General features: G+C 36.9%; 16 protein-coding genes. 1 reads left to right on the plus strand and 15 read right to left on the minus strand.

Features of this window, described 5'->3' with window-relative positions; translation table 11 throughout:
- Nucleotides 1–102: 102 nt before the first annotated feature.
- The 13 genes from MHH64_RS20350 to thrC form a co-directional block, all read right to left on the minus strand.
- Complete coding sequence (locus MHH64_RS20350) at nt 103–804, minus strand: FadR/GntR family transcriptional regulator (RefSeq protein WP_095308224.1); 702 nt, start codon at nt 802–804, stop codon at nt 103–105.
- Between the two features lie 284 nt (nt 805–1,088).
- Entirely contained in the window at nt 1,089–2,051 is a 963-nt protein-coding gene (locus tag MHH64_RS20355; RefSeq protein ID WP_095308222.1) for a D-glycerate dehydrogenase, read from the minus strand.
- A 31-nt stretch (nt 2,052–2,082) separates the two neighbouring features.
- Nucleotides 2,083–2,865, minus strand: coding sequence for an aldolase/citrate lyase family protein (locus MHH64_RS20360; protein ID WP_095308220.1), 783 nt, complete (start codon nt 2,863–2,865; stop codon nt 2,083–2,085).
- A gap of 185 nt (nt 2,866–3,050) precedes the next feature.
- Entirely contained in the window at nt 3,051–3,974 is a 924-nt protein-coding gene (locus tag MHH64_RS20365) for a dihydrodipicolinate synthase family protein (RefSeq protein ID WP_095308219.1), read from the minus strand.
- Between the two features lie 24 nt (nt 3,975–3,998).
- Nucleotides 3,999–4,979 carry a hydroxyacid dehydrogenase gene (locus MHH64_RS20370; protein ID WP_095308217.1) on the minus strand — a complete coding sequence of 327 codons (981 nt, stop codon included), beginning with the start codon at nt 4,977–4,979 and terminating at the stop codon, nt 3,999–4,001.
- Nucleotides 4,979–6,958, minus strand: coding sequence for a TRAP transporter permease (locus tag MHH64_RS20375; protein WP_095308215.1), 1,980 nt, complete (start codon nt 6,956–6,958; stop codon nt 4,979–4,981). The genes MHH64_RS20370 and MHH64_RS20375 overlap by 1 nt, the downstream gene beginning before the upstream one ends.
- Nucleotides 6,959–7,036: 78 nt before the next feature.
- Entirely contained in the window at nt 7,037–8,041 is a 1,005-nt protein-coding gene (locus MHH64_RS20380; protein ID WP_340002357.1) for a TAXI family TRAP transporter solute-binding subunit, read from the minus strand.
- Nucleotides 8,042–8,130: 89 nt separating this feature from the next.
- The gene (locus tag MHH64_RS20385) at nt 8,131–9,183 is read right to left on the minus strand and encodes an Ldh family oxidoreductase (protein ID WP_095308210.1); all 1,053 of its coding nucleotides are present in this window, start codon (nt 9,181–9,183) and stop codon (nt 8,131–8,133) included.
- Nucleotides 9,184–9,515: 332 nt separating this feature from the next.
- The gene (locus MHH64_RS20390) at nt 9,516–10,949 is read right to left on the minus strand and encodes an NAD-dependent succinate-semialdehyde dehydrogenase (RefSeq protein ID WP_340002358.1); all 1,434 of its coding nucleotides are present in this window, start codon (nt 10,947–10,949) and stop codon (nt 9,516–9,518) included.
- Nucleotides 10,950–10,981: 32 nt separating this feature from the next.
- Nucleotides 10,982–12,640 (minus strand): thiamine pyrophosphate-dependent enzyme, encoded by a 1,659-nt coding sequence (locus tag MHH64_RS20395; protein ID WP_095308205.1) that lies wholly within the window; start codon nt 12,638–12,640, stop codon nt 10,982–10,984.
- A 329-nt stretch (nt 12,641–12,969) separates the two neighbouring features.
- The gene (locus tag MHH64_RS20400) at nt 12,970–14,076 is read right to left on the minus strand and encodes a D-TA family PLP-dependent enzyme (protein ID WP_303450643.1); all 1,107 of its coding nucleotides are present in this window, start codon (nt 14,074–14,076) and stop codon (nt 12,970–12,972) included.
- Nucleotides 14,077–14,463: a RidA family protein gene (locus MHH64_RS20405; protein WP_303450646.1), complete on the minus strand. Its 387-nt coding sequence runs from the start codon at nt 14,461–14,463 to the stop codon at nt 14,077–14,079.
- A gap of 27 nt (nt 14,464–14,490) precedes the next feature.
- The gene (thrC, locus tag MHH64_RS20410; protein WP_340002359.1) at nt 14,491–15,603 is read right to left on the minus strand and encodes a threonine synthase; all 1,113 of its coding nucleotides are present in this window, start codon (nt 15,601–15,603) and stop codon (nt 14,491–14,493) included.
- 144 nt (nt 15,604–15,747) lie between these two features.
- On the opposite strand from thrC, the gene MHH64_RS20415 reads away from it, so the two are divergent.
- Entirely contained in the window at nt 15,748–16,380 is a 633-nt protein-coding gene (locus tag MHH64_RS20415; protein WP_303450651.1) for a PAS domain-containing protein, read from the plus strand.
- 200 nt (nt 16,381–16,580) lie between these two features.
- Here the strand turns inward: MHH64_RS20415 and MHH64_RS20420 are convergent, their stop codons facing one another.
- Both MHH64_RS20420 and MHH64_RS20425 read right to left on the minus strand, forming a co-directional pair.
- The gene (locus tag MHH64_RS20420; protein ID WP_303450654.1) at nt 16,581–17,885 is read right to left on the minus strand and encodes a TRAP transporter large permease; all 1,305 of its coding nucleotides are present in this window, start codon (nt 17,883–17,885) and stop codon (nt 16,581–16,583) included.
- Nucleotides 17,882–18,361: a TRAP transporter small permease gene (locus tag MHH64_RS20425; RefSeq protein ID WP_095308135.1), complete on the minus strand. Its 480-nt coding sequence runs from the start codon at nt 18,359–18,361 to the stop codon at nt 17,882–17,884. The genes MHH64_RS20420 and MHH64_RS20425 overlap by 4 nt, the downstream gene beginning before the upstream one ends.
- Between the last annotated feature and the right edge of the window lie 2 nt (nt 18,362–18,363).

Raw genomic sequence — 18,363 nt, forward strand, 5'->3', positions numbered from 1 at the left:
AGTTGACTTCCAAAATCTGTTGTCGCCTTTATTTCAGGTTTCGGTACAAATCTATCTTAATGAAAGAATCGGCCACCCAACCTGTCCATCTATCTCTTAAAATTACGAGTCTATAAAATATCTTTTCTTAGCTGCAACTAAGTGATTCCACATAGCTGTCTGAGCTTTTAATTCATCTTGTTCTTCGATTGCCTTGTAGATATCGAAATGCTCCGATAAAATTATTTGCCCTTTTCCACTTTTAATACTTTTTTCACGTAGTATATTTACTCCTTGTATGAATGGGTCTGTAAAAAGTTCTACTGCTTTTAACAACATGGGATTTTTAGCCGCTGTTACGACCGAAATATGAAATTCATAATCTTCTTCTGCTGCAACCAAATCATTTGCATAAGCTTTCTCCATTTTAATATAAGCACTTTTTATCTTTTGTAAATCTGTCTCTGAACGTCTAATTGCAGCTAAATAAGCGGCTTGTCCTTCTAATCCCTGTCGGACCTCTATTAACTCAATAAGGTTTAAACCTTGACTATTTAAAAGTTTATCCAATTTGTTTAGTAATTTCGTATTCTCATCATTTATTAAAAAAACACCTTTACCTTGTAAAACTTCTACTAAACCTGCGGATTCCATCACACTTATTGCTTCTCTAACCGAGGTACGAGAAACAGAAAGGTTTTCAGCCATTTCTCGCTCCGAAGGTAATTTATCTCCTGGTTTAAGCTCATTATCTCGAATCAAAAGCTGAATTTGTTCTATAATATCCTGATATAATCGTTTTCTACGTATTGGCTTTAACATCATAACTAATCTCCCTTTTCCATAATATTATCTACTCTTTTTTAAAGGAACATCACTCCCTATTCTACTAGGTTCTCAATAAATATAATTTTTTATTAGCTATTCCATCCTTACCAACGATATTGGTTCGATTTTAATTTTATCACTTTTTATATACCGAATGAATTTACTGCACCAATAGGACATTTACCTTAAGATAACAAACCTTCTAAAGTTTATGGAGTTGTGTTATAACGAATGAAGTGCTCTAATCTTTTAACACCATCTTCAACAATGGATAATACTTATTATATGAATACTTCCTTATTTATTAAACTAGGAGGGATTTCTCCTTGCAAACCTTTAATTAAATTTTCCGCTGCTAACTTAGCCATTTTATACCTAGTTTCCAATGTTGCAGATCCAATATGTGGTAATGTTACGACATTTTTCATATAAAGGAGGGGATTATTTGGTTCCACGGGCTCTTTTTCATAAACATCAAGTCCTGCTGCACAAATTTCTCTTTTTTTTAAAGCCTCAACTAATGCATCTTCATCAACCATTTGTCCTCTAGCACCATTTACAAATATAGCTGTTTTTTTCATGAGAGAAAATTCCTGTTTTCCTATTAGTTGAACCGTTTCGGGCGATAATGGTGCCATTAGGCAAACAAAGTCTGATTGTTGCAATAACTTTTGTAACGATACATATTCTGCTTGTAATTGTTCTTCTGCATTAAGCTTCCTAGAGCGATTATGATATAGAATCTTCATTTTAAAACCAAAGTGAGCCCTTTCAGCAATAGCTTTTCCGATTCTTCCCATTCCAATAATTCCAAGCGTCTTATGATGAATATCTACACCATATAAATCCTCGCCAATTTTTCCCGTCCACTGACCAGACTTTACATACTGATCAAGTTCTGTGATTCTTCTAGCGGTTGCTAACAGTAAACCGAATATCGTATCGGCAGTAGAATCCGTCAAAACATCCGGAGTATTCGTTGCCATTATTCCACGTGCATTGACAGCTTCCATGTCTAAATTGTCATATCCTACAGAGATATTGCAAATGATTTCTAAGTTCGGTGCTTCATCCAAAAGTGTTCGATCTACTTTCAAACCCGATCCAATGATTCCATGTGCATCTTTTAACTCATGAATAAATTCTGGATTCTCTACGTTAGTAAGTTCAACTACTTGAAAATGTTTCTGTAATATTTTTAATAGGTCGCTATAGATTGGATTATAAACGATAATCTTTTTCATCTTGGTCACCCACATTCCTTAATTGGAGTACTTATTTTTCAACTAGACTACCTATGACATGATTTGTAAAATGCTTAAATGATTGGTTAATTAAAGATGTAACGGTAATCCCAACGTAGTCTGCCCCCCAATTTTTCCGCATAAGTGCACCACTTCTATCCTTTGTATGGATACCTACTTTTACTCCGTATGTTTTAGCAGTTTCATAGATATTGTCAATTGTTTTTAACACTTCTGGATGATCAATTGATCCTCCGTATCCTAATGAAACGGACAAATCTGTTGGTCCAATATAAACCATATCAATTTCTTTCACACTAAGAATCTCGTTTAAATGAACCATTGCTTTTTCTGATTCAATATGAATTCCAATCAATGTTTCTTGATTGGCTTTTTCCAAGTATTGTTGAATTGGAATATTGCCATAATCAGCTGCTCTCATCGAAAATGCAGCTCCTCTTTTCCCAAGAGGTGGATATTTCACCGCTTCAACAATTCTTTCTGCCTGTTCCTTAGAATCAACCTGTGGAACGTGTACTCCGTGCGCTCCACGATCCATTACTTTTAATAGTTCAGAAGGGTCGCTAGATGAAGTTCGAACCAAAGGAGTAATCCCTTTATTTTCTGCAGCAATTACCATGTTTTCAATATTTTCATAAGAATGCATTCCATGTTCATTATCGATCACAATGACATCAAACTGACTTAATGCAGCCATTTCTATGATTTGTGTGGAAGGAAATCCAACAAAAACACTAAGTACAGGATTTTCTGTTGGTTCACTCCATCGTCTTTTTAATTGATTATAAAACATGTATCCCTCTCCTCTCTATTCTTCATCTACTTTATAATTGTTTCTATATTCGTATCTTATATCGCATTCATGAGACTTAAATAACTCTTCTAAGGAACTCAGAATGGTTTTTCAACACCTTCTCATTCCATAATTTCTACAATTGCTTCAAAACAGTTATTGTTTTTATCACTTTTGATAAGCACTTAGTTTTTTACTTCCTCTTTTAACATGTTCCAACTTCTTAAAATTCCTCTTACTTCTTCTTTATCAGCTTCATTCAGTGGGCTCACTGGTTCTCTAGTGACACCTGCACGTAATCCCACTTCTTCCATTGCTTCTTTAATAACCACAACATTGTTTCCATCATGATGTTTTGCTCGTAAGTTTTCAAAGCCAATGACTTCATTCCATATGTTCCACACGGTTTCATCATCAGCATCACGAAGCGCAGTAAGCATCTTTTGGGAGCTGGATGGATAAATATTAATCAATCCAGATGTAAATCCTTTCGCTCCTGCATAATAAAAGTATGGTGCCCATTTTTCAGCCGTACCACAAATCCATGCAAGGTTATGTTCTTTAGGAACTTCACGAACCACTTGCGTAAAACGTGGTAAATCATTGATGGCATATTTCACACCTATAAATTTCTTAAGAGATGCTAATTCCTTAATAACATCATCACTTAGATTAGGATTTTTAAAATATATAATGGACGGAATATCTAATGCTTCCATAATTTTTTTGAAGTAAGAAATTGCACCTTCCGTCGTAATGAAGGGATGAATTGGTTGGTGAATCATGACACAATCTGCACCAGCTTCTTGTGCATCTTTTCCTAATTCGATTGCAGTTTCCACCGAGTAACCAACACCAGCAACCACTGTCGCTCTCCCATTAATTTGTTTTGTAACTTTTCTCGCTACTTCCTTTGCTTCATCAAGCGTTAGCGCATAAAACTCACCGGTATTCCCATTTGGAACAATGACCTCTGTATCATTCTCTAATAAAAATTCAATATTTTCTTCTACCCCTTGCCAATCAATTTCTTTCGTACCCTCATTAAAAGGTACAATATTAATTGCACAAATTGTCTCTAATTTTTTTGCAATACTTGTAAAATCCATGTTCAACACTCCTCTTATTATTTTTCATATATTTTGTATAGAACTAAATAAATGCTTATTTACACAATTGACTGGTTCTTTCTCTTGCAATACATTAATAATTTCTTTGGCAGCACCAGATGCCATTTGACCTAAGGATTCTTTGGTATGCGCTGCCATATGCGGTGTTACAATGATATTTTCTAAGTTCCATAGAGTATAATTATCTTCTGGAGGTTCATTCTCAAACACATCTATACCTGCTCCGCGTATTTCATTATATTTTATTGCTTTATATAGTGCTTTTTCATCAACCAAGCCACCTCTAGCACAATTGATTAGAGATGCAGTAGATTTCATTTTTTGCAATTCTTTTTCACCAATAATATGATGAAGTTCTGATGTATATGGTAAATGCAACGATACAAAATCGGATTGTTCTAAAATCGTATCTACGGAATCTACAAATACAACATTTTCTAAAGATCTTTCGTTTTGAATGTAAGGATCATAAACAATGACATTCATATCTAATCCTAAAGCACACTTTTTCGCCGTTAATTGACCAATATTTCCATACCCAATTAAACCTATTGTCTTATCCGTTAATTCATTCCCGATAAAATACTCTCGCACCTCAAAATGATTTTTACGAAGAGCTTTATCTGCTTTAAGAATGTTACGAGACAAAGCTATTATCATCCCGACAACATGCTCTGCTACAGCATTCGAATTTACTCTAGGAACATTACAAACATAAATACCTTTCTCAGCTGCAGCAATAATGTCAATATTGTCATATCCTACACCCGAACGAGCGATTACTTTTAATTTCTTCGCCTTTTCTATCAAAGAGCGCGAAATCACTTTGGTTCGAACTAATATCGCGTCACAATCAACGACAATTTCCTCTAGTACTTCATCCTTGGTCGATTCTGGTTGTATGATTTCAACATTAGCATTTTTTAAGACCTCCATTCCGCTACTAGAAATTGGCTGAACTACTAAAACTTTATACTGGGTCATCAAATTACCTCTTTTCTATTATCAATTGCTATATCCAGTCTTTTTTTTCTCCTTAATTGATTGAAAAAGACTAAAGCTAATATAGCAATTCCAATCGAATCCGTCATGATCCCCCCCTGAATTAATAATAATGAAGCACTAAATAGCAGTACACTTTCAATAATCTGATTTTTAACAAGAAAGAAACCGACAACAGATGTAGCAAGAGCAAATACCCCAATGATTGCTGATACTAATGCTAACCCAGACGCTAAATAATCATTGGATTGTAACAATAGTTCTGGAGAATAAACAAAGGCGAAAGGTACGATAAATCCGGCAATCCCTAATCTAAATCCCGTCCAACCTACTTTGGAAGGACTTTCTCCTGCGATACCTGCAGCCGCATAAGATGCAAGTGCAACCGGTGGTGTTATTGCTGACAAACAAGCAAAATAAAGCACAAAGAAATGAGCAACGATTGGTTCTACACCTAATTGAATTAAGGACGGCGCTGCAACGGTAGCACCCACGATGTAACAAGCAGCAGTAGGAAGTCCCATTCCCAAAACAATCGCTGTTACCATCGTTAGGAATAAAGTTAAGAATAACTGTTCATTTGCTAGGACTAAAATGACATTAGCCAGTTTTAATCCTACACCGGTAAGAGATACTACACCGATAATAAAACCAACAACAGCAGTTGCAATTGCAACCGTAAGACCACCTTTTGCTCCCTCTTCTAAAGTTTTTAATAACGTTTTGAAATCCATACGTGTGGACTTTCTTAGGTAAGAGACTAAGAAAGTTGCGACAATTGCAAAGAAAGCTGCATAGATTGGTGTGTAATCCATGAATAATAAAACCATTAGCAAAATAACCGGTAAAATTAAATGCCCTCTTTCTTTAAAAATTGGCTTAAATGCAGGCAACTGTTCCTTTGGTATCCCCTTTAACCCATTTTTCTTACCTTCATAATGGACCATAATCCAGATCGATAAAAAGTAGAGAATAGCCGGAATAATAGCAGCAATTAATACCGATGTATACGGGATACCTAACATTTCTGCCATTATAAAAGCAGCAGCCCCCATAATCGGAGGGGTAAACTGTCCACCAGTAGACGCAGTCGCTTCTACACCACCTGCAATACGCTTGGAGTACCCTATTTTTTTCATCAAGGGAATGGTGAATACCCCAGTTGTAGCAACATTAGCAGTTGCACTACCATTGATCATTCCTAAACCAGCACTACCAAGTATGGATACTTTTGCAGGTCCTCCTACCCTATGACCTGCAATCGCCATCGCACCATTTGTAAAAAACGACGATAGTCCAGTTCCATTCAAAAAAGCCCCAAACAATATAAATAAGAAGATGTAAGTTGCAGAAGTACCTAGAGCAATTCCGAAAATCCCCTCACTTCCAATATACATATGCTCAATTAACGTAGTAGCAGTATATCCACGATGAGCTAGCGCACCTGGCAAATAAGGACCTAAATAGGCATAGGCTAAAAATAGTAGCGATAAAATTACTAATTCTATTCCTACACTTCTACGGGTTGCTTCAAGAATAACAATCATGGTAATCGCCCCCATGATTAAATCAATTGTCGTTGAAGACATTCCTCTACTTGCAATAGTGTCAAACATAACAAATAAATACCCAACAGAAATTGCAGAGACGGTTGCAAATAAATAATCAAAAATCGTTGGTTTACCTTTATTCGATTTTTTTCTACCCGGGTATAGTAAGAACACAAGTACAAGTGCAAATAAAAGGTGTAGGGCTCTCTGCTTCGTACTTACCATTGGAACAACTGCAGTAAATAAATGGAATGAAGACATGGCAATAGCAATAGTAGCAATTAATAGTCCAGTTTTCCCTTTCATAATTCGTGATTTTGATTCGTTGTCTTGGTTTTTTGACAATTCATCAATATCTATTAATTCTATCGTTTTCTCACCTTTTTGCTCTTCAGATAGTTGTTTTGTCATGTAATCACCTCTTTTTAATTTGGTAATTCCTTCTATAGACAGTGGAGTAGCTTTTTCTACTACCCCACTGTTCATCATTTATTCATCAATTTCTAACCCTTGTTCTTCAAAGTATTTAATGGCACCTGGATGTAATGGGATAGTTTTACCATCTAAAGCATTCTCCAAGTTAATATTTTCTGCAGCGATATGAATGTCAACTAGATCTTGTTTATTTTCATACAATACTGTTAAGAACTCATAAACAAAGTCCTCAGACATTTCAGAGCTACCATGCAACCAGTTTGCTACTGCAAATGTTTCTACTGGTTCTGGTTGATTTGGATACGTATCTGCTGGAATAGTAAATGGATAATATGCAATATTTACTTCTTCCGCAAGCTTTTTTACTATTTCTTCATCAAATTCCAAAATTTCAAAGTCACCGCTACTCATCAAATCCAGCATATTAGAGCTACCTAATGATGCAATCATATTCGCACCATCGGCCTGTCTATTTCTTAATAACTCTACGGATTGTGATTCACTCGTATATTCTGGTGTAATATCTTCATAAGTAATATCTGCCACTTGTAATAATTCTTGTGCATTGATTTCCGTAGCACTTCCAGATGCACCTACAGCAATCCTTTTCCCTACAAAATCTTCTACTGATTTAATACCAGCATCTTTTCTTACTGCAAATTGCATTACATTTGGGAAAAGATACGTTATCTGTGTGATTTTATCCATTTGATTCCCTTCAAATTGACCAGTTCCTTCATAAGCTTCTTTCGCAACACCGGCTTGAGCAACCCCCATTTCCGCATTCCCTTTTTGAATATTTTCTAGGATAACCGGTGATCCCGGGGTAGACTGCGCATTTGCATCAATTTCTGGAAACTCTTCCCCAATTAATTGTGCCATTGCATTTGCAAGTAAGAAGAATGTACCACCACTTGTTGCGCCACCAATTGTGATAAATTGGGGATACTCGGAGGATCCACCTCCACTAGAACTTTCTGAAGTACTATTACCACAAGCAGCTAAAATTGTTGCTAAGCCTAAAATCATCACAACCAAAAATATTTTCATATTTCTCATCGATTAGCCCCCTTTTTTTATCTTCACTGAAATATTTCGTGAGCAAGGATATTTGTCCCAAGATTTTAAACACTATTTAATCTGATATATTAAACATACGAAATTAAAATACTTTCAATGGATGCTTCACATTGTTTCCCTAACATTTTTAACTCATTGAAGATAGCTTCTGTTAAAACTAATCCTTCACTTTGAACTTTTTCGCGCTTATTCTGTTCTATATCACCAGGCATAAATACTCGTTCCACTCCATCTGCTGCAGGACCTTTTACCGTTTGTTCAATACGGTCTTGCATTCGTTCCTTATACACATCAATATCCATAAAACTATTAATATCTATAACGATAAACATATGACCTAATGTTTGCGGTTCATCGCCATCATACATTAACGGAATCTGATCACCAAATAGGGATCCAGTTAATACCCCTGTCATAATATCGATCATAATGGCTAATCCAGAACCTTTAGCACCAAATGGAAGTAAATATCCGTCAAGCGCTTCTTGAGCATCGGTTGTTGGTTTTCCGTCTTTCGTAATCGCCCAGCCTTCCGGAATACTTTGATTATTTTTTGCAGCAAGATTAATCTTTCCACGAGCTACCGTACTTGTTGCCATATCTAGTACAACTGGGTGTTGGTTTGTTGGTGCCGCAATACAAATAGGGTTCGTACCTAAAGTTGGTCGTTTAGAGCCCCAAGCTACCATTAACGGAGAAGCGTTCGTCATTACAATACCAATACAACCTTGCTTAGCTGCCATTCTTGCAAAGTAGGAAGCAGTTCCAAAATGATTCGAATTTTGAACAGCACTAATTGCTGTACCACATTCCTTAGCTTTATCAATTGCTTTTTGCATGGCTACTTTCCCTGCATATTGTCCCCAACCGTTATTGGCATCGTACAAAATAGTTGCTTTGTTCTCTCTAACTACCGAAAGTTCTGTCTTTGGTTCAATTAAGCCTTTTTCCAAACGTTTCATGTAATCGGCTAATCGCGTTACCCCATGGGAGTCAACACCGATTTCATTAGCATCAACTAAACTATCAGCAATGATCTTTGCTTCCTTTTCTGGGATTGAATTTCCTAATAGGACTTTTTCACAATACTCTTTTAGTCTCGAAGAATCTACCGTATACATTTGAACAGCTCCTATGCACTATTTCATAATAATCATAAATCTCGGGAAAAATTTTATACCTCACCACACCTTGAGTAAGCGGTTACAAATCTGTTTTTTTAATACACTCAATCAATACTAATACATGATAATAATCCGACAACAAGTGTCAGGGGTATTCCAAAGCTCTGTCAATCCAAATCATAGAAATACCCTCTGCTTTAAAAATATTACCAAGATGTACCTATCGAGAATGAGAGAATGCACAAATAATCACAGTTCCTGACCACCATTTAATAAACATACTTATATATTTATTCGTAAAAATAAAGTGAATTATTTATGAGTTCAACCTACAAATCTAATTGAAGCGATAAATATTTGTATTCCAGATAATCTTCAATTCCATATTTACCGCCTTCGCGCCCAACACCCGAATCTTTCACACCTCCGAATGGTGCCTGCGCTACGGTAGGTGCTGGATCGTTAATTCCAACAATACCGTATTCAAGTCTTTCACTAACTCGGAAAATACGTGAGGCATCGTTCGTAAAAATATATGAAGCTAACCCGTAAACACTATTATTCGCTTTTTCAATGACCTCATCTTCTGTTTCAAATTCAAAAATTGGAGCTACTGGACCAAACGTTTCTTCATGAGAAATTTTCATTTCATGCGTAGCATTTGTTAATAGAGTAGGTTGATAGAAATAACCGTCCTTAAACTTTCCTTTGTTTAATCTTTCTCCTCCTACTACAACTTTTGCTCCTTTTTCAACAGCATCTTTAATTTGATCTTCAGCTTTTTCAATTGCTCGTTCATTGATCAGCGGGCCAATTGTCACACCAGAATCAAGACCGTTTCCAACCATTAATTCATTTATTTTTTGTGCAAAACGTTCGGAGAATTGTTCAGAAATACCTTTTTGAACATAAATTCTATTTGCGCAAACACAGGTTTGACCTGCATTTCGAAACTTACTTGCGATTGCTCCTTCAACTGCTGCGTCTATATTAGCGTCTTCAAAAACAATCAATGGTGCATGACCACCTAACTCCATGGAAACCTTCTTCATTGTATCTGCCGATTTGCGAACAAGCTGCTTGCCTACTTCTGTTGAACCAGTGAACGTAATCTTTCGAATAACAGGAGATTCCATCATGACATCAACAATATCATTTGCTGAACCATGCACTAAATTTATTACACCTTTCGGAACCTTTGCCTCATGAAACGCTTTTACTACTTCTATTGCCGTTAGCGGAGTTGCCGATGCTGGCTTCAGTACAACCGTGCATCCTGCAGCCAATGCAGGTGCAAGTTTTCTTGTTATCATAGCAATAGGGAAATTCCACGGTGTGATTGCTCCTACTACTCCAACTGGCTGACGAATTACCATAAGTCGTTTGTTCTCTGAAGATGAAGGTATTGTATCACCATATATCCGCTTTCCTTCCTCTGCATACCAATCGATATAATCAATTGCCATCGCAACCTCACCTTTTGCTTCTCCTAGCGGCTTCCCCATTTCCTTCGTAATTAATGAGGCAATTTGGTCTGCTCTTGAACGCAGGATAGTAGCCACTTCCATTAAATATTGATATCTCTTTTTAGCAATAAGTTTCGCCCATGATGGAAAAGCTGCTTTTGCGGATTCAATAGCTTTTTCCGTTTCATTACCTCCGCCTTTTGCTACACTTCCAATAACTTCACCTGTTGCTGGATTCACTACTTGGATAACCTCGCCTGTTTGGGATTCAATCCATTCACCCTCTATATAAAGCATAATACTCCCTCACTTCTTTGTTTTATTTCATTTTATTGTGTAAGCGTTTGTATTTTCACGTTTTTCTCTTGACCTGCTGTAAGAATCTCAGGATTTGTTAAAACTTCTATTAAAGCTGGTTTACCTGCAGACAATGCTCTTTCTAATGCAGGAATAAAATCTGCATTCTTTTCGACCCTTTCACCGTATCCACCAAAGTTTTCAGCTACTTTGGCGAAATTTGGGCTTGTCAATTCAGTTCCAACTACTCTACCTGGGTATTTATTTTCCTGATGTGAACGTATGGTTCCATATATACTATTATTCACTACAATTGCTATAACTGGAATATTATATCTCACTGCTGTTTCAAACTCTTGCATTGTCATCATATAGCCACCGTCGCCTGAAAAAGAAACTACGACTCTTTCAGATTTAGCAAATTTTGCACCAATAGCTGCTGGCAATCCATACCCCATTGCCCCTGACGTTGGTCCAATATAGGTATCTGCTTGATCGAAGCGATAATAACGTGATAGCCAAGTGAAAAAGTTTCCAGCATCATTCGTAATGATAGAGTCTTTCGGAAGTCTCTGAATCAAGTCATGCATCATCCCATCCATATCTACATAATCTTCGCTGTAATCTTCTTTTGTTGTTGAATAGGTATTATATTTTTTATTTATTTCGTTAAGGTTATAAGAACGTTGCTGATTTTTTATTGGTTCAATATTTTTTAATAGTTCCTTTGTAAATTCTTTTACATCAGAAACAATTGGCAATGTCGGTGTATACACTTTTCCTAGAACATCCGGTGAAATATCAACATGGATTAAACGAGTATTTTCATTTAAAAGAGTATAATTATTTGTAGCAAGTTGCGTAAACCTTGTCCCTAAAGCTAGAATTAAATCGCACTCTTTTATATAATCCAGCAAATAAGCTGGCGCTCCCATCCCTAATGATCCTACATAGTTTGGATGCGAATTTGGAAATGCAGTAAAACGTCTAAACGCAGTAACAACTGGTATTTGCAACGTCTCTGCAATTTGGATAAGTTCTGGTTGTGCCTTTGCTAAGTCTACTCCCCCACCTGCAATGATAATCGGTTTTTCCGCTTTTGATAATTCACTTACTGCTTGTTTAACAGATTCGGTATTCGGTTGAATAGAATTCACATGGTAAGGTGTATGTGTGACATCCCCTGTTAAATCCTCCAACATATCCTCAGGTAATGAAACTAACACAGGACCTGGTCTGCCTGAACGTGCTATATGAAAAGCTCTATGCAATAGTTCAGGAACTCTATCCGCTTGATCTATTTCTACTGTCCACTTACATAAATGACTGAAAAAAGGAACAAAATCAACTTCTTGGAATGCTTCTCTATTTTTAAAAGAGCGTTCAACTTGACCTATTAAGGCAACTAAAGGTGTGGAGTCTTGCTGGGCCGTGTGAATACCTATTGATAAATTAGTCGCTCCCGGCCCTCTTGTAGCCATACAAACTCCAACATCTCCCGAGGCTTTTGCATACGCTTCGGCCATAAAGGAGGCTCCTCCCTCCTGTCTTGCTGAAATATATTCAATATCTGAATGATCATAAAAAGCATCCATTACAGCTAAATAACTTTCACCAGGAACACCAAAAACTTTTCTAACTCCTTCTTTCCTTAAAACTTCCACTACACGTTGCCCACCTGTTCTTTTCATGAGTTTGTCCCCTTTATATTTTTTCAAAGTAATTAATTCAATTCATATGAATCCACTCATAGACTTCTTACAAATCTAATAACTGAGTCAATAAGTGTCTGAGTGGTCTAGCCACTTAAAAGATATCATGGTAACGTTTTCATGTCAATGACTATTTTAAATTTTTTATTTATTTTAAATAGATGGTTATTTAATTAAGAGTTAATGTATTCCGTTAGATAATTTGAGGATGTATTCGAAGACAAAGGTTATTTTTATTTACAATAAACAACCAAGATACTTACAAACTTCATGTAAGCAACTTGGTTGTTTTGATTTAACGACTTAATTTACTGCAGCTTCCCTCTACACTCCACAATTACCTCATCCATAACCTCCTCATCCTGGATTAAATATGCCTTTTCATGCAAATTAGACACAGGACAAATATGATTTGGTATAATTTGTACCTTATCCCCTACATTTACCTGTTCACTAAAGGATTTGTTATAAATAATCGCATGCTCGTCAAAAACGCTATCAATAAAAACATCTTCATATTCTTTTATTTTACCCAGACCAGTTGTCGCAGTAATGCCTTTTGTTCGCTTTTGTGCAGTAATTCCTTTAGCTCCTACATCCGTTATGACACGCTCACTTGTTGGTTTACTAATGATAGTGGTAAGAACTGTAGCAGCAGCTTTTTCAAAACTACCAAAAGCATTCGATTGGGATGCATCCATTAAAATGTAGGTGCCGGGTCTTATTTCCGTTACACCTTTTGGAATATCAAAGCCGAATAAAAATGGTGGTGTAGAACCGATACTTACCACTTCAGGTGGAACTCCTAATTCTGTACATATACCTGCAAAATGCAGCGTCCTATCTACACTAGCAGTATATAACTCCTTACAATGCCCCACATTTTCCGCTGCATACGTGTGGCCATCATGCGAAAAAACGCCTTTCAGATTTATATTGCTGCTATTTTTCACTGCGCTCACTAATTCTCTAAATGCTTCTTCTTCAATAACACCGGATCTATTTTCCCCTACTTCAATTTCAATTAATACTTGTGCTTTTTCCGCTGCACCTTCAAAAACTTTCTCTATTTCATTTACGTGATAAATGGAATCAATTCCAAAAGAAATAGCTATTGATTTCGACAGATCTCTGATTTTCTGGATTTTCTGTTCGCCTACAATCTCATTGGCAATAAAGATATTGTCTAGACCATGTGCAGCCATCACTTCTGCTTCTCCTACTTTTGCAACCGTAATACCAGAAGCACCATATTTTTCTTGCATTTTAGCTAGCTTAGGCATTTTATGTGTTTTGGTATGTGGGCGTAATTTTACATTTTGGTTATCCGCATAAACTTGCATGTCTTTCATATTTTTCATAAGAATAGCATAGTCAATCAAAAGTGCAGGTGTGTCTATTTCTTTATAATGCACCTATTTCCCCTCCCCGATCGCTGCCATCGCTTCTATCTCTACTAGACAGCCAAAATGTAAGGCATTGGTAGGTACAATAGCTCTCGCCGGTTTATGATCGCTGAAAAACTGCGCATATACCACATTAATTTCGTCCCAGTATGCAACATCTGGTGTGTAAACTCTGCAGAAAATAACATCCTCTCGCTGTAAGCCACGGGCCTTTAAAACTAATTCTAAATTAGCTAATGCTTGTTCGGCTTCTGCTTTTATACCACCTGTAGGAATCGTACCTGTTTTAGGATCCTTCGATAATTGTCCGGATATATAGAGTACCCCATTATGTTCCATCGCTGGAACGTAATGGGCCCCCTGCTGCTTCGAATAATCTGTATGGATTGGCTTCACTTTAACATCCCCCGCATCACCTTTTATTTACTTAACCGCCTTAATACCCGCTCCACATAAAGGAATAACCATCGTTTGATTTTCCACATTGCTTCCTTCTTGCGCGATATATGCAAGATATCCTGCATAAGTTGAAGCCGATGTTGGTTCGACGAAGAACCCTTGATGTGCTAGCGCTTTTCTTGCACTCTCAATCGTATTTTCTGGGGCAGCTATAATTTCTCCACCAGTTTCTTTTATGACCTGCAAGATTTGGTAATGTCTTGCTGGATTAGCAATTGCAATCCCTTCTGCTTGTGTTCCTACTGTTTCAATGGGTTCTATGTGCTCTGAACCTGCTTGGAATGCCTTAAGTAAAGGTGCACACCCTTCCGCTTGAATGGCAACAAATTTAGGGATACTAGGAATTAATCCTTTATCATATAAATCTTTAAAGCCATAGTACGCCCCTAACAACAGCGTGCCATTTCCAACTGGTACGACAATCACATCCGGAACATTCCCATTCATCTCCTCCCAAATTTCATATGCATAGGTTTTGGTTCCTTGATAGAAAAAAGGGTTGTAAACATGACTTGCATAAAAACTTCCACTTTCTTCTACTTCCTTTACTGCAGCTTCTGCCGTATCTTCTCTCGTTCCAGGGATTAAATGTAATTGTGCTCCATGCGCTTTAATTTGGGTTAATTTATTTGGTGACGTACTAGCTGGAACGAATATGTCACACTTTATACCGGCCTTGGATGCATAAGCAGCAATTGCTGTTCCTGCATTCCCGCTACTATCTGCTACAATTCGCTTTACATGTAACGCTTTCGCCGCTGTAATAAGCATGGATGCACCACGATCCTTGAATGAAAGGGTAGGCATCATATAATCCATTTTAAAGAAAACGTTATTAGAATCATCAGTTGAAACCATTGATGTAAAGCCTTCTCCTAACGTAACCTGCTGAGATTTACTGAACGGAAGTGCTTCCTCATAACGCCACAGAGAAGGTGTTCGTTGTTTAATTTTTTCAAGTGGAAAATCGACATCAAACGGAGTTATATCTAAAAGCCCTCCACATGGACATTTGTGAATAAACGTTTGTGGATCATGAGTTTCACCACATTGGCTGCACTTGTATTTCACCTTCATGCATGATCACTCCTACAACTTGTTATCATGTAATTTTTTATATATAATGAGTTGAAAATATATTATACATATAACTTTATCTATAAAATTAATGCAAGTCAATAAAAAATTATACGTTTTACAACGAAGGAGATTGTGATTTTAGTGTCGATAGAATTTTTTAACCCCTATATTACTGCAGCAAAAATGATTGCTAAAACGTTTGGAAGAAATTGTGAGGTTGTTGTTCACGACTTAACAACTCCTCAAAACTCTGTGATATTCGCTGTAAACAATCATGTTACTGGCAGAAAAGTTGGTCAATCATTTGATCATTTGATTCGAGAAGTACTCTTGTCTGGACAATTTAATGAAGATTTTGTGGCGGGTTACGAGACATCTGACCACAACAAAGAATCTATAAAATCTTCTACGTCTCTGATCCGAGATGGATCTGGAAAAGTCAAAGGAGCACTATGTATTAATTATCGTTTAAATTCTCTTTCCCATGTACAAGAGTTCGTTGAGGATATGATGACATTTGGAGAGGAAACTAAACCAACAGCTGAGGTTCAGAGAGACAATGTCGTCGAGATCGCTGATGAAATCATTGATTCCATTATTAAAGGTTATGATGTTGAACATCTTAAGAGGAAAGACAAAATACAGATTGTAAAATTCATGGATGAAAAGGGGATATTTCTGATTAAAGGAGCTATTGATAAAGTAGCTGAGAAATTGAATACGTCGAGGGTTACGATTTATAGTTATCTGGATGAGATTAAGAAGGGTGAGTGATTTTTTTGAACGCGATAATAGCTGCATCTTTCTCCAGTAAATGCTCTTAGCTTACCAAGGTTCTACTATCAAATTTCGATAATTAAATCCTATCTAAAAAAAGGATAGAGACACGACCCAGCGTATTTCTATCCTTTCTTTGAACATATTGAAGTAACACAGATATCCAACCTTATCTTGCAGTCCAGCTCCACTACTGGTTAGTTCATCAAATCTGGCAATATAGTAACGATCTGGGGAAAAACAACTAGAATCGCTACACATACAATCATTGCGATAATCATCGGAACGACGCCTCTGAAGATCGTCTGCAGCGGAATATTTCTTGCTACGCCCTTAATAACATATACACTTATTCCAAGCGGTGGTGTTAATGCACCGATGTTAATAACCATAATCATAATTACACCAAACCAAATCCCATTAAATCCTAATTCCGTAATAATCGGATAAAGGATAGGCAATGTGATCACGATTAAAGCTAAACTTTCAATAAAACACCCAAGTAAAAGCAATACAACAAGAATACCGATAAGGATAATATATGGGTTCAAATCAAGATTTCCAACATATGTGGTAAGCATGACAGGAATTCTGCTGATTGCCAAAAATTGGCCAAATAAATTAGCACCAATCAAAATAAAGAAAATAAACGCAGTTAATCGAACAGATTCATTTAGTGATCCTTTCAAACTTTCCCACGTAAGTTTTCTGGAAATTAAAGCAAACAAAAGCGCGCCAAACGCCCCCACTCCAGCTGCTTCAGTCGGAGTAAAAACACCTAAATAAATACCGCCAATACTAACTAAAAACAGCCCCATAAATGGCCAAATATTTTTAAGCGTATGTAACCTTTCAGCATTACTTGCTTTCCCCTCTCTCGGCGGTGCAATGGAAGGATCTTTACGAACAAGAACATAAATTGTAATGATAAAAATAACAATCTGTAAAATACCTGGAATGATACCCGAAATTAATAACGCACCAATTGGTTCTCTTGTCAGGATTCCGTATAAAATCAAAATAACACTCGGGGGAATTAAAATGCCAAGTGTTCCGCCTGCAGCAACACTTGAAGTCGATAACCCTGGTTTATATTTGTATTTTTTCATTTCCGGCAAGGCAATTTTTGCTACTGTTGCAGTCGTTGCATTTAGGGAGCCTGAAATAGATGAGAAAATAGCTGCTGTGCCAATTGTCGCCATCGCAAGGCCACCATGTAAGTGCCCAATCCAACTATCCACCATTCTATATAAGTCTTTCCCAATTCCTGTATATGATAAAATCATACCCATCAAAATAAATAATGGAATAACACTTAGTGAATAGTTGCTGGACGTATCAAATGGGGTTCTTCCCAATTGCGCAAAAGCAACATCCCAGCCTCTAATTAAAGTTGTTCCTAGCAAACTGACTATAATTAGGGAAATAGCCACTGGGATTTTCAAAAAAAATAAGATTAGAATCGCAATAATCCCTAAGAAACCAATAAGTTCTGGACTCATTTTCCACCCACCTTTGCAACGTATTTGATAGCTAATAATAATGCAGTTAAGGCAAATACAATTGATCCAATTCCTGACACTGCAGCGAATAAGTAGATTGGAAGGCCTAAGTCTCCTGTGACTGTACCAGAAGTAAGCAAGCGCTCAGCATACCAGAACAGACTTAAAGCCATTAGCACCATCACTGCCATAATAATTAAATTAATAAACCCCTCTACTATCCATTGAGCTTTTTCAGGGAATCGTTCCACCAAGAAGTCAATTGAAATATGTTCTTCTTTTAAATGGGTATAACCAATGCTCAAGAAAATAACCATGGATAGTCCAAGTTCTGTAAGTTCTACGGCTCCCGTTATTGGCTGACTGAACAGCCAGCGGCCAAGCACATCTGCGGTGACTAAGAATACCATAATAATTAAAACAGCTTGGGCAATATAAAGTAGTCCAGCATTTAATTTCGTTATAATCCTCTCCACCT

The organism is Oceanobacillus sp. FSL K6-0127 (assembly GCF_037983385.1).
GTDB classification, from domain to species: Bacteria; Bacillota; Bacilli; order Bacillales; family Amphibacillaceae; genus Oceanobacillus; species Oceanobacillus profundus.